This window comes from Alkalihalophilus lindianensis, assembly GCF_032843265.1.
Lineage (GTDB): Bacteria > Bacillota > Bacilli > Bacillales > Bacillaceae_D > Alkalihalophilus > Alkalihalophilus lindianensis.
The window spans coordinates 279,753-294,072 of record NZ_JAWJBA010000001.1 but is presented as its reverse complement, the minus strand read 5'-3'; the positions used below and the strand labels follow the sequence as shown (position 1 = coordinate 294,072).

The 14,320-nt window shown below is 41.0% G+C and carries 12 protein-coding genes; all 12 read right to left on the bottom strand.

Going from position 1 to position 14,320, the window contains the following annotated elements; translation table 11 throughout:
* Positions 1-65: 65 nt before the first annotated feature.
* Entirely contained in the window at positions 66-1,040 is a 975-nt protein-coding gene (locus RYX56_RS01665) for a DMT family transporter (RefSeq protein WP_317120404.1), read from the bottom strand.
* Between the two features lie 158 nt (positions 1,041-1,198).
* Positions 1,199-1,930, bottom strand: coding sequence for a TspO/MBR family protein (locus tag RYX56_RS01660; protein ID WP_317120403.1), 732 nt, complete (start codon positions 1,928-1,930; stop codon positions 1,199-1,201).
* Between the two features lie 173 nt (positions 1,931-2,103).
* On the bottom strand, positions 2,104-2,778 hold the full coding sequence (gene deoC, locus RYX56_RS01655; RefSeq protein ID WP_317120402.1) for a deoxyribose-phosphate aldolase: 675 nt from the start codon (positions 2,776-2,778) through the stop codon (positions 2,104-2,106).
* A gap of 246 nt (positions 2,779-3,024) precedes the next feature.
* Entirely contained in the window at positions 3,025-4,374 is a 1,350-nt protein-coding gene (mtaB, locus tag RYX56_RS01650) for a tRNA (N(6)-L-threonylcarbamoyladenosine(37)-C(2))-methylthiotransferase MtaB (protein WP_317120401.1), read from the bottom strand.
* A 5-nt stretch (positions 4,375-4,379) separates the two neighbouring features.
* Positions 4,380-5,132 carry a 16S rRNA (uracil(1498)-N(3))-methyltransferase gene (locus RYX56_RS01645; RefSeq protein WP_317120400.1) on the bottom strand — a complete coding sequence of 251 codons (753 nt, stop codon included), beginning with the start codon at positions 5,130-5,132 and terminating at the stop codon, positions 4,380-4,382.
* A 31-nt stretch (positions 5,133-5,163) separates the two neighbouring features.
* A complete protein-coding gene (gene prmA, locus RYX56_RS01640; protein WP_317120399.1) occupies positions 5,164-6,096 on the bottom strand; it encodes a 50S ribosomal protein L11 methyltransferase in 933 nt (310 codons plus the stop codon).
* 127 nt (positions 6,097-6,223) lie between these two features.
* Positions 6,224-7,339 (bottom strand): molecular chaperone DnaJ, encoded by a 1,116-nt coding sequence (gene dnaJ, locus RYX56_RS01635; RefSeq protein ID WP_317120398.1) that lies wholly within the window; start codon positions 7,337-7,339, stop codon positions 6,224-6,226.
* A gap of 144 nt (positions 7,340-7,483) precedes the next feature.
* Positions 7,484-9,319 (bottom strand): molecular chaperone DnaK, encoded by a 1,836-nt coding sequence (dnaK, locus tag RYX56_RS01630; protein WP_317120397.1) that lies wholly within the window; start codon positions 9,317-9,319, stop codon positions 7,484-7,486.
* Positions 9,320-9,355: 36 nt separating this feature from the next.
* The gene (gene grpE / locus RYX56_RS01625) at positions 9,356-9,919 is read right to left on the bottom strand and encodes a nucleotide exchange factor GrpE (protein ID WP_317120396.1); all 564 of its coding nucleotides are present in this window, start codon (positions 9,917-9,919) and stop codon (positions 9,356-9,358) included.
* Between the two features lie 128 nt (positions 9,920-10,047).
* Positions 10,048-11,079 carry a heat-inducible transcriptional repressor HrcA gene (hrcA, locus tag RYX56_RS01620; RefSeq protein WP_317120395.1) on the bottom strand — a complete coding sequence of 344 codons (1,032 nt, stop codon included), beginning with the start codon at positions 11,077-11,079 and terminating at the stop codon, positions 10,048-10,050.
* A 108-nt stretch (positions 11,080-11,187) separates the two neighbouring features.
* Entirely contained in the window at positions 11,188-12,354 is a 1,167-nt protein-coding gene (gene hemW, locus RYX56_RS01615) for a radical SAM family heme chaperone HemW (RefSeq protein WP_317120394.1), read from the bottom strand.
* Positions 12,355-12,417: 63 nt separating this feature from the next.
* Positions 12,418-14,238 (bottom strand): translation elongation factor 4, encoded by a 1,821-nt coding sequence (lepA, locus tag RYX56_RS01610; protein WP_047973861.1) that lies wholly within the window; start codon positions 14,236-14,238, stop codon positions 12,418-12,420.
* Positions 14,239-14,320 lie beyond the last annotated feature (82 nt).

Here is a 14,320-nt window from a genome sequence, read left to right as displayed (position 1 = left end):
AATTATATAGCTATAGGGGTATCATAGCTAGCTCTTTTGCACTTGTAAAGAAGGTCCGAGCCTTTTTAACTGATTTGTTTGGTTGTACTCTTTTCACTGCTAGGGACTTTTGTTGAATGAAAGCTATGGATTACCATTCCTCCTACTATCGTTAGTAACCCGAACAATCCAATAAACGAGGGAAAGGCTCCTCCTAAGAATATTAGCTCACCTAATAAAGCGAAAACAACAGCACCTGACTGAGTAGCCTCTACTGCCGCTAATTTTTGAGGTTGATGACGGACGAGATTTGTAGCAAAGAAAAACAATACCGTTGCTATAATACCAGATGAAAGCGCAACGATGAAAGCTTGAGCGACTTGATTAGTCTCAGGCAAACCATCTACAACAAATCCATATCCCGCTAGCACAAACCACCATGGTAAACTCATTAATGTCATCCCTAGCACCCGTTGAAAGGTATCAAGCGAACCATCTACAAGTTCTAACATCTTTCTGTTTCCTAGTGGATAAGCAAACGCAGCCACAACTACAGGGACGACACTGCCAAGTAGGATCAACATCGTTACCCCGGTGCTTGCTTCAAGCTGCACGAGAAAGACCCCTCCTAAAATGATCATCGATGGCCATAAGGAATGGAGTAAAATCCGCTGTCTTTTTTTCACTACCCCATCTGTCGTTCGTATTGACTCATAAAAAAGCGGAGCTAATAGTAATCCTGCTACAATCGTCGTTTGCCACGTTCCTGCAATTAACCACCCTGGTCCAAAGCCTGCCGCATATGTAATCGGTGCATAAAAGACAACAAAGCCCACAAAGCTCCAAATAAACCATTCTTTTGGATGTTGTCTCATTTTAACAAAGAGATCTGCTAACCCGCCTCTCATCCACACAATAAGCACTAAAAAGGGCACCATAAAAAAGAAACGCAAGGATGCGCTCCAATACCAACTTCCACCTTCAAGCTCCATTGACCGATTTAAAATGAATGTAAGAGAGAAAAAAATCGATGCAAGACAACCTATCAATATAGCCTTCATACTAAACGCCTCTTTTTATTTGAAATTTTTTCTATTTTAACGTAAGTATATGCAGATGTAAATAAGGATTTGATCCTTTTGTTTGCTAAGATAACTACCATATAAAAAAAGTGATTCAAACTAGCTGCATGAAGCAACCTATTGAATCACTTTTCACCTTATGCGACTCGTTTTCTAATAAACTGGACAACCCATACAATCGCGATCAACGCAACCATTGTCCAAGCTGTATAGACGATGATCGGATACTCTGAACGCTCCGCTGCAATGCCGATAAAGGCCCATATGAATACTAGTGGGTAGATCAAGTCGCGGTTATACATCATAAACCAAATCGCCAGTGCCGCCCCAACCACTAACAGTAAGGCCGTCCATACTTCTGGTGCAATACCAAATGTACTAACCTCATTCACCGTTAAAACAATACCGACATTAACGATCGTTGCGACTGACACCCATCCAAGATAAACAGAGAAAGGAGTTCTGAATAGTGATGGACCTGTCACTTTCTCAATTCGTAGAAAAATGACAATTAAGCTCAGTAATAGTCCAACCATTGCGATAAGTGTTAAATTGAAAAACTCGTAATGGAATAAGAGAAGCCAAGCAATGTTAAGGATACTACTAATAGCAAACCAATATCCGACCCGCTCATAAACGGGGTTGTTTTTTGTCCTAGGAATAAATTGTGCACCTACCCAAATGATCAACAAGAGATAAATTAAACCCCAAATAGAAAAAACATATCCGGCCGGTGTAAATAACACGCCAAGACGATTCGAAATCTCTCCAGCTGTTTGGCCATTGATTGGTAGTGAGTTCGATAAATAATTCACAATTAATACTGCAACAAGTGCGATGGTATTAATGATAGCGAAACGACGACTCATGATGGACACTCCTTTTATGATTCGAATAATACGTCATGTCATACATATACCCGATAAGCTGGGAGATTATGTTATCGATTTGAACTTCCTTGGAATACCGCATAATGAAGCATAATAAAAAGCAGATGAGAGCATGTCATAAGATGCTCTCCACCTGCTTTCTTTAAGTGGTTTTAGTAGTCAGAATCCGACTTCTCACCATTTACAATTGATACACCAGCACTTGCTCCGATTCTTGTTGCTCCTGCATCAACCATTGCACGAGCTCCCTCAAGATCGCGAACACCACCAGAAGCTTTTACACCAAGCTCTGGTCCAACTGTTTTACGCATTAATGCAATATCTTCTACTGTTGCTCCACCTGTTGAGAAACCGGTAGATGTCTTTACAAAGTCAGCTCCTGCTTTAACAGATAATTCACAAGCGCGTACTTTTTCTTCATCTGTTAGTAGGCAAGATTCAATGATAACTTTAGTTAAGGCTTTACCCTTGGCAGCTTCCACAACGGCACGAATGTCACGTTCTACAAGCTCATTATCTTTATCTTTAAGCGCTGCAATATTGATAACCATATCAACTTCAGTCGCCCCGTTTTCAATCGCATTTTTCACTTCAAATGCTTTTACTTCCGGTGTATTAGCACCTAGTGGGAAACCAATAACCGTACATACTTCTACACCTTCAGCATCCTTCAATTGTTCTGCTGCAAGTTTGACCCACGTTGGGTTCACACATACAGATGCAAACTTATATTCTTTTGCTTCAGCACAAAGGGTTAAAATTTGTTCCTTTGTTGTATCCGCTTTTAAAGCAGTGTGATCGATTAAATTAGCGATTGATTGACTCATTATTACAACTCCTCATTTCGTTTTATAAGTTGTCCGTACCTCTCTATTATCGTAGCATACATTCGGCTAATAGACGAGCTTATTTTTACTCAAATGATAAATATGTATCCCAAATCTCCTTAAACACTCCAATAATCGCCTTGATGAGCTTGAATCATACACGCTATTGAAAGCGATTGCGTTATGTTAAGGTGTATATGCTCTTGCATAATAAAAAGGCCATGATTACTCATGGCCCATTACCTGTTACCCATTCACTACTTGTTTCATTGCTTCGTCTTCAACAACACGAACAAATTCACCCTCATTATATGGGTAACCTGCTTTTGCAATTTTCACTTTAACGATCTTACCAATCATCTCTTCAGTAGCTTTCACTTTTACTTTTAAATAATTATCTGTGTATCCAATGTACATGCCACTATCAGGGTTTTCTTTGTCGCGCTCTTCCGGAATCACTTCTAGAACTTCGCCTTCAAATTGTGACGCATACTCTTTTGCTAGCTGATTTGATAGTTCAATTAAACGATGAACTCGCTTATTTTTCACTTCTTCATCCACTTGGTCATCCATGCGGGCTGCAGGTGTACCAGTACGTTTTGAATAAGGGAAAACATGAAGCTCACTAAATTTATGGTTCGCAATGAAATCAAAGGTTTCTTGGAATTCTTCTTCAGTCTCACCAGGGAACCCTACGATTACATCAGATGTCACCGCAAGTCCAGGTAACGCTTCTTTCAGACGGTCAAGGCGCTCTGCAAAGAATTCCATTGTATACTTACGACGCATACGCTTTAGGACTGTGTTTGAACCAGACTGAAGCGGAATATGCAAGTGACGCACGACTTTCTCAGAACGATCGATCACATCAATTACTTCATCAGTTAACTGACTCGCTTCAATCGACGATATACGAATTCGTTTTAAACCTTCTACTTGCTCAAGGTCTAACAAGAGGCGAGCCAAGCTGTAATCTTTTAAGTCCTCACCATATCCACCTGTGTGAATACCTGTAAGAACGATTTCTTTGTACCCAGCTTCCACTAATTGTGTAGCTTGCTTGATTACTTCTTCTGGATCACGTGAACGCATGAGGCCACGAGCCCACGGGATGATACAAAATGTACAGAAGTTATTACAGCCTTCTTGAATTTTAAGAGAGGCACGAGTACGGTCTGTGAATGCAGGCACGTCAAGCTCTTCATAAACACGGGACTTCATAATGTTTCCTACTCCATTAATCGGCTCGCGTTCTTTTTTAAACTGCTCGATATAACCAATCATCTTTGTACGATCTTGTGTGCCTACAACAATATCAACACCAGGGATCGCCATGATCTCTGCAGGAGAAGTTTGTGCGTAACAGCCTGTTACACAAATAACGGCATCAGGGTTCTTCCGAATTGCCCTACGAATCACTTGCCGACTTTTTTTATCACCTGTATTTGTTACGGTACAAGTGTTAATAACATAGACGTCAGATGTTTGTTCGTACTCCACTTTCTCGTATCCTTCTTCTTTAAACAGCTGCCAAATTGCTTCTGTTTCGTAATGATTCACTTTACAACCTAATGTATGAAAAGCCACAGTAGGCATCTTCTTCACCTCATTAATTCTAAATGATAGGAAATCGCGGCCATCACATATAGTGGCGCGGTTTCTGTTCTAATAATTCTTGGACCAAGCCCGCATAAGATAGCGCCAGCCTCTTCAAGTTCCCCTACCTCCGAAGCGGCAAGGCCGCCTTCGGGTCCAATCACAACAAGTAGCGAGTCTTCTTTTTTCACACCATTCAATACTTTAGTTAGTGCACTTGCCTCACCAGACTTTGCTGCTTCTTCGTATGCAACAATAACATGCGTATAGCCCTTAGCATCTTTAAGTAATTGTCCAAAAGAAATAGACTCACCAACAGTCGGAATACGCTCTCGATACGATTGCTCGGCGGCTTCTTTTGCGATTTTCTCTAGGCGTTCGACTTTCTTCTTCGCCTTTTTAGCTTCCCATTTTACAATCGAACGGGCAGCTGCATATGGTTGGAAGTGACTGACGCCAAGTTCTGTTCCCTTTTGAACGATTAACTCTAGTTTATCACCTTTTGGTAGGCCTTGCGCAATCGTTACCTGAATGGGTAATTCTGTTTGTGGCTCTAACTCAGCTTTAATCGAACCGACTACCTTATCGTCAGCAATTTGTTCAATTGATACTTGTACGGTACGGCCTGCATTATTCGAACAAATAATTTCATCACCGGCTTGCATACGCATGACACGCGAGATATGTTTCACATCATCCCCTGTAATTTCTATAACAGTTGCTTTCATGTCATGTTCTGATACAAAATAACGTTGCATCTTATCGTCCTCACTTTAATAGCAAATTGCCTTACACTCTAGAAATGATCGCTACCCAATCATCCATTTCTACAACTTCCTCAATTGTAAAGCCAGCAGCTACTAAAGCATCTTTTACTTCTTGCTTTTTACGTTTAATGATCCCTGATGTGATAAACGCACCACCTGGTTTAAGAATCGCTGCCGCATCTTGAACAAATTGCACGATGACTTCTGCCAAAATATTAGCTACAATGACCTCATACTTTCCATCAACTTGCTCAAGTAAATTATTTTGACGAACACTTACGACATCACTTACGTTATTTAGTTTAACATTTAACGCAGCACTTTCTACCGCCACTTCATCTAAGTCTAAGCCAAGGACGCTTTTAGCACCTAGCTTTGCCGCAGCGATACTTAATACACCAGAACCTGTTCCTACATCCACTACGTCTTCATCACCTTTTACCACACTCTCAAGTGCTTGGATACAGAGAACAGTAGTTGGATGGGTCCCTGTACCAAAGGCCATGCCAGGGTCTAGCTCAATCACCATCTCTTCTTCTGTTGGCTCATACTCTTCCCAGGTAGGAGTGATCGTAATCGATTTTGAAATTTTCACCGGCTTATAATATTTCTTCCAAGCCGTTGCCCAGTCTTCTTCATTCACTTCTGCTAACTGAACGCTGTTATGCCCAAGATCAATCTGATACGTTGTTAAGTTATTGATTGATTCTTTCACCTCATCAATTGTCTCAAGCAAAAAGCTATTCACTAGAAAATATGCCTTAACAATGACGCCATCTTCAGGGTAATCATCAGGAGAAAGTTGATAAATTTCGCCGTAGTGTACACCCCAGTCTTTAATAAGGTCGATTGGATCTTCAATCACAACCCCGCTTGCACCTGCTTCATGCAAAATATTACAAACTGGTTCTACTGCTTCCTCTGTCGTATGGATACTAAATTCCGACCATTTCATACTTCTCCAACTCCATCCTCATCTTTTTTCCTAGTTATTTCCTAAATCAAGACGTCACATAACAGGGAGAAAGCAGCAAAGGCTTTAAGTCCTTTGCTGCTTCTATTAGCTTATTAATTGATAACAATTAATCGCCTTTAAAGGCACGCCTAACTTTCGCAAAGAAATTATCATTTTGCTCATCTGGTTGTCCACCAGACATTTTGGCAAATTCACGAATCATCTCTTTTTCTTTTTCCGTTAAGTTCTTCGGTGTTACCACTCGAATTTGAACATGCTGATCTCCTTGACCACGACCATGTACATTCGGAACACCTTTTCCTCGTAAGCGGAAGTTTGTACCTGTTTGTGTACCAGCTGGAACTTTTAATTTCACTTTTCCGTTTAATGTTGGAACTTCAATTTCATCACCTAAAGCCACTTGTGCAAACGTTAATGGCATCTCACAATAGATGTCATCGCCATCACGCTCAAAGAACTCATGAGGCTTCACATTGAAAACAACAAACAAGTCACCAGCAGGGCCGCCATTTACGCCAGCTTCACCTTGACCAGACACACGCAATTGTTGACCATGATCAATACCTGCAGGAACCTTCACACTGATTTTCTTGCGTTTGCGGACTTTCCCTTTACCAGCACATGTTGAACATTTGTCTTTAATGAATTTACCAGTACCTTCACAGTGATGACAAACTCGACGATTGACGACACGGCCAAATGGTGTGTTTTGCTCAACGTTTAATTGACCAGCACCACCACAGTGTGAACATGTCTCTGGTTTCGTACCAGGCTTAGCACCTGATCCGGTACATGTTTGACATGTCTCTTCACGCGGAATCTCAATTTCAGTGTCTTTACCAAAAACAGCTTCTTTAAACTCAAGCGTCATTGTGTATTGAAGATCGGCCCCTTGACGAGGTGCGTTTGGATTACGACGACCACCGCCGCCACCAAAGAACATGTCAAAAATATCACCGAAACCATCAAATCCACCTGCTCCACCGCCTCCAAAGCCTTGGTTTGGATCGGTGTGACCAAACTGATCATAATGAGATTTCTTTTGTGGGTCACTCAATGTATCGTATGCTGCTTTTACTTCTTTAAATTTGTCTTCAGCGTCTGGTGCTTTGTTTACATCTGGATGATATTTGCGAGCAAGCTTACGATATGCCTTCTTCACTTCATCAACCGATGCATTTTGATCGACACCGAGAACTTCATAAAAATCACGTTTACTCATGTCAACACTCCCGATTCTATTCCATAACGTTCATCATATCATTACCTGTTTAAGATGCGCAAGAACTTTAAAGACCAAGCAATATATGCCTTCTCGTAGAAAAAGTCAAAGTCATACGAGCTGACTTTGACTTTTCTGCGTGTCTTACTTCTTCTCTTCTTCTTTTACTTCTTCGTAATCAGCATCGACTACGTTATCGTCTTGTCCATTTGCATCTGCACCTTCAGCGCCTTCTGCTTGTTGTGCCGCTTGTGCCGCTTGCTCATATAGCTTTGTAGATAAAGCCATAACGATTTCTTGAAGCTCATCTTTCGCTGTCTTGATTTCTTCAAGATTGTCAGCTTCGATTGCCGCTTTTAGCTTATCTTTCGCTGCTTCAGCTTTGTCTTTCTCTTCTTGTTCAACGTTATCGCCAAGATCTTTCAGTGTCTTCTCAGTTGTGAACACTAATTGATCTGCTTCGTTGCGAAGTTCAACTTCTTCACGACGCTTTTTGTCTTCCTCAGCGTTCGCTTCTGCATCTTTAACCATTTTTTCGATCTCATCGTCAGAAAGACCTGATGAAGAAGTAATCGTGATAGATTGCTCTTTGTTTGTTCCAAGGTCTTTTGCTTTAACATTAACGATACCATTCGCATCAATATCGAAAGTAACTTCGATTTGAGGAACACCACGTGGTGCTGGTGGAATATCTGTTAATTGGAAACGACCTAATGTTTTATTGTAAGCAGCCATTTCACGCTCACCTTGTAGAACATGGATGTCTACAGATGGTTGGTTATCTGCTGCCGTTGAGAATACTTGAGATTTAGATGTTGGGATTGTTGTGTTACGTTCAATTTGCTTTGTGAACACGCCACCCATAGTCTCAATACCAAGTGATAGTGGTGTAACGTCTAGAAGAACAACATCTTTAACATCACCAGTTAAAACACCAGCTTGTACAGCTGCACCAAGAGCTACAACTTCATCTGGGTTCACACCTTTGTGAGGGTCTTTACCCGTAAGCTTTTTAATTGATTCTTGTACAGCAGGGATACGAGTAGATCCACCAACTAATACAATTTTATCGATTTCACTAGCTGAAAGGCCAGCATCTTGCATTGCACGTCGAGTCGGGCCTAATGTACGCTCAACTAAGTCAGAAGATAACTCTTCAAATTTAGCACGGCTTAAGCTTAACTCTAAGTGCTTAGGACCAGTTGCATCAGCTGTGATGAATGGTAATGAAATTTGAGTTTGTGTAACGCCTGAAAGGTCTTTCTTCGCTTTTTCAGCAGCGTCTTTCAAGCGTTGCATCGCCATTTTATCTTGAGAAAGATCAATACCGTTATCTTTTTTGAATTGCTCTACTAAGTGATCGATGATGACTTGGTCAAAGTCGTCTCCACCAAGCTTGTTGTCACCAGAAGTTGCTTTAACTTCGAAGAAACCATCACCAAGCTCAAGGATTGAAACGTCAAATGTACCGCCACCAAGGTCATATACAAGGATTGTTTGATCTTCTTCTTTTTCAAGACCATAAGCAAGAGCTGCCGCCGTTGGCTCGTTGACAATACGCTCTACTTCAAGACCAGCAATTTTACCAGCATCTTTAGTAGCTTGACGTTGTGAGTCATTGAAATAAGCAGGAACTGTGATAACAGCTTTTGTAACTGTTTCACCAAGGTATGCTTCTGCATCAGACTTTAATTTTTGTAAGATGATTGCAGAGATCTCTTGTGGAGAAAACTCTTTTCCTTCGATTGTTTCTTTATAGTCAGTACCCATGTGACGCTTAATCGACATGATTGTGTTAGGGTTCGTGATTGCTTGACGCTTTGCAACTTCCCCTACTTGACGTTCACCATCTTTAAATGCCACAACAGATGGCGTTGTACGGTTACCTTCTGGGTTAGGGATTACAGTTGCTTCTCCCCCCTCCATTACTGCCACACATGAGTTTGTTGTACCAAGGTCAATACCAATAATTTTACTCATTTTATATGCCTCCTAGTTAATATCTCTATGTAAGGATTACGCGTTTACTTTGACCATGGAAGGTCGTAGGACGCGATCCTTTAATTTATAACCCTTTTGCAATTCTTCCACGATTTGATTGGATTCAAACCCTTCCTCAGTCACTTGCATTACAGCTTGATGTAAATGAGGATCAAAGGATTGCCCTACAGTTTCAATTACTTCCACACCTTCATTTTTCAGTGTTTCTTGTAATTGGCGATACACCATCTCGATCCCACTTAAAAGCGATTGAGTTTCCTCTGCTTCTGGTTTAACAAGAAGCGCACGCTCAAAGCTATCAACGACTGGAAGTAATCCTTCGACCAATGATTGAGAGCGATATTTTGCAGCTGCCTCTTTTTCTTCACGAGAACGGCGACGGAAGTTATCATAATCTGCTTGAAGGCGTAGCACACGATTATTAAGTTCAACTACTTGTGCTTCAAGAGGATTTGCATTCTCTTCTACTACTGTTTCCTCAGATGCTGATGATTGATCATTTTCAGTATCTATCACATCTTGCTCAGTATCTTCAACTGTTTTCTCATCTTCTAAAGTGTGAGTGTCTTTTTCAGTCATCTGTTTCACCTCCTACCGAAATCAAGTCGCCTGCTTATAGTCGCAGTTAATTATTTAAAAAACGCTACGAAAAACGTAACTGTTCTTTTAACAAAAATCATTTCCACTAAAAAACAATATTACCACTATTAACGTTCCTGATACAAGTTCGTTAAAAGCTTCGTTAAGTCTTTTGAAACAGAGTCAACCACACCGATGACACGTCGATATTCCATTCGTGTCGGACCTAATATGCCAATCGTCCCCATATGCTTCCCACCTATTGAGTACGTCGCTGTAATCATACTACAGGAATCAAAGGCCTCAAGGTTATTCTCTTGCCCAATCTTCACTTGAATACCTTGATGGGGTGCTCGTAAGATCTGTTGCATCATCTGATCTTCTTCAAGCATATTCAAAAGCATTCTCACCTTATCTACGTCACGAAACTCCGGTTGCGACAAGAGGTTCGTTTTCCCACTGTAAAACACTTTCTCAGGGCGATCGGTCGTTAGGGTCGTTTGAAGCGATTGAAGGACTTGCTCATAATTGGTTACATGCGCACGCATCACTTTACTAACCTCTGTATTCAGCTTTTGACGAAGCTTAAACAAAGGCACACCCATTAAGCGATCATTTAAAATATTGACTACACGTTCAATATCTGAAGCATCAATCGATTCAGGAAGTTGAATCGTTTGGTTTTCAACATGACCAGTATCCGTGACTAAAATGAGAATGGCTGACCCTTTGGCAAGTGGAATAATTTGAATAGAGCGTAACCTCGCCTCAAACATTTCAGGACCAAGCACAATCGATATATAACTTGTCATATTCGATAGTAATCTTGCTGACTGCTGAATCACTTGTTCAATCTCTTGCATCCGATCCGAAAAGATCGTCCGAATATCCGCTTGCTCATCATCAGTCAGATCATGAGGCATAAGCATATGGTCCACATAATACCGATACCCTTTTTGCGACGGAATACGTCCTGCTGAGCTATGAGGCTTTTCTAAGAACCCTAACTCCTCAAGGTCCGCCATATCATTTCGAATCGTCGCTGGACTAAATGTGATGTCTTCTCGCTTAGAGATGCTGCGAGAACCGACTGGCTCTGCCGACCGGATATAATCATCAACAATGGCGTGCAGAATTAACAACTGTCTATCTGTTAACATCTCTCATCACCTCTGTTAGCACTCAACATGAACGAGTGCTAAATCTAATGATAAATTATCAAATAGGTCAAGATTTGTCAACTTCAAAACGTCAAAAAACGCACAAAATCAACTTTCTTTTTTTACCATGTGCTCATCTAAGACCGCTAAAAACTGTTCAAACACTTCATTGGCTAAGAGGAGCCCTTCATTTGTAAGCTTCACACGGTTATCTTCATACGATAGTAGACCACGTTCACTTAAGTCGTTTAACTGGCGAGCATATAGTTTCGTAAGATCGACACCGTATCGAGTCGAGAGGTCACCAAGGTCCACGCCATCTAATTTTCTTAGCCCCATAAACATCGCTTCTTCAATTTGCTCTACTTTGGTGACGATATGTTCTCTAAGATAGGGAAGCTCCCCTTTAGTGAGGGAATCAATATATTTTGGAACAGTTCCGATATTTTGATGGCGGACTCCATTTACATACCCGTGAGCCCCAGCGCCAAACCCGAAATATTCTTCGTTCTTCCAATAAACGAGATTATGATTACTTTCATAGCCAGTTTTTGCAAAATTACTGATCTCGTATTGGGTGAATCCGTGGGCCTTCGAACGTTCTTGTAACTCTTCATACATTCTGACCTCATCTTCTTCTGGAGGTAGGCTTAACTTGCCCTTTCGTTGTCGATTAAAAAACACCGTCTTCTCCTCGACCTTTAACGAATAAGCAGAGATATGCTCCACACCTAAAACACAAGCCTTTTCAATCGTGTCGATAAACTGGTCCACAGATTGATGCGGCAAGCCAAACATTAAATCAAGCGAGATATTGTTAAATCCAGCTTGTCTACTTCTTGTTACGGCATCATACACACTATCACTGGAATGAGTTCTCCCGATATGGTCTAGAAGATCCTTCTCAAATGACTGCACACCGATACTAAGACGATTGACCCCAGCTTCCCTCATCACAGCTAACTTCTCTTCCTCACTGCTATCTGGATTGACTTCAACCGTGAATTCAAGTAGTTCTTCCATCGGCAAAATCTCTCTCATCCCAGTGAACAAGCGCTTCAATTGTTCGGCAGACAAGGCAGTTGGGGTTCCGCCTCCAATGTAGATCGTGCGTAGCTGCTCGATTGGGGACTGTTTCATTGTTAAACGCATTTCCTCAAGTAATGCTTCAATGTATTCATTTACTGGTTGGTTCTTTAAAAACACTTTATTAAAGTCACAATAGTGACAAATATGCTCACAAAAGGGAATGTGAATATAAGCTGCATTTCTCACATGTATCCTCCTCTCTCGCTAGTAAAAGCAAAACCGCAGGAATCCCTGCGGTTATTGTTTCGTTTATTCATCCATACGAAGAACAGCCATGAAGGCTTCTTGTGGCACTTCAACGTTACCTACAGACTTCATACGTTTTTTACCTTCTTTTTGCTTTTCAAGAAGTTTACGTTTACGAGAAATATCTCCACCGTAACATTTTGCTAATACGTTTTTACGCATTGCTTTAATCGTCGAACGAGAGATAACTTTTTGTCCAATACTCGCTTGAACTGGCACCTCAAAATGTTGACGAGGAATAAGCTCTTTTAACTTTTCAACGATAATCTTCCCACGCTCATAAGCTGAGTCACGGTGAACAATGACTGATAAGGCATCAACCTTCTCACCATTTAAAAGAATATCCATTTTGACAAGATTTGATTGCTTGTAACCAATCAACTCATAATCAAATGATGCGTACCCTTTTGTATTCGATTTTAATTGATCAAAGAAGTCATAGACGATTTCAGAAAGCGGAATCTCATAGACAATCTGTACGCGATTTTCATCTAAATACTGCATATCGATGAAGATACCACGCTTGCCTTGGCAAAGCTCCATGACTGATCCTACATAATCATTAGGAACCATCACTTTTGCTTTTACATAAGGTTCTTCGACGAAATCGACCTTCTGTGCATCTGGCATATTAGACGGGTTATCAATTTGAAGATCATCCCCGTTTGTTAGTTGAACTTTGTAAATTACACTTGGCGCCGTCGTAATGAGCGAAATGCCAAATTCACGTTCAATACGCTCTTGAATGATTTCCATGTGTAATAGTCCTAAGAAACCACAACGGAATCCAAAGCCTAATGCTTGAGAGGTCTCTGGCTCATACTGCAGAGATGCATCATTTAACTCTAGACGCTCTAATGCTTCACGTAAATCATTGTAGTCGTTTGTATCAATTGGATATAAGCCACAATACACCATCGGGTTCATGCGACGGTACCCTGGAAGCGGCTCCGTTGAAGGGTTAACCGCATTTGTAATCGTGTCACCCACACGTGTATCTCCAACATTTTTAATCGCCGCTGTTAAAAATCCAACATCTCCGACGGTTAATTCATCACGCTTTGCTGGTTTCGGTGTAAAGACACCAATCTCTGTGACTTCAAATTCTTTCCCTGTTGCCATCATTTTGATTTTCTGACCAGGCTTCACCGTACCATCAATGATACGAATGTAAGCTACAACTCCACGATAAGAATCATAGAGCGAATCAAAAATCAGCGCTTTTAGTGGCGCATCCGGATCTCCTGTTGGTGCAGGGACCTTCTCTACGACCTGCTCTAAAATATCCTCAATTCCAATCCCGTTCTTTGCAGAGGCAAGAACAGCATCTGAAGCATCAAGACCAATGACGTCTTCTACTTCTTTTTTCACGCGTTCAGGCTCAGCACTCGGCAAGTCAATTTTATTAATAACCGGTAGAATTTCAAGGTCATTATCTAGGGCTAGATATACATTCGCAAGGGTCTGAGCTTCGATTCCTTGTGCAGCATCGACAATTAATAAAGCACCCTCACACGCTGCTAAACTTCTTGACACCTCATATGTAAAATCCACATGTCCTGGAGTATCAATTAAATGGAAAATGTATTCTTCGCCATCTTTTGCTGTATATGTTAATTGAACAGCATTTAACTTAATTGTAATCCCACGCTCACGCTCAAGATCCATTGCATCAAGCGTTTGATCTTTCATTTCACGGTCTGTTAGAGCGCCGGTTTTTTCCAAAATACGATCTGCTAACGTTGACTTACCATGGTCAATGTGAGCAATGATCGAGAAGTTACGGATTTTTTGTTGACGCGCTAAACGGTCTTTATTATTCATAAGTGATCACTCCTACTAAATCGTGCCATATACACTATTTCTCATTATACCAATCGTTTTGGCCGTCTTCAATACAAGATTA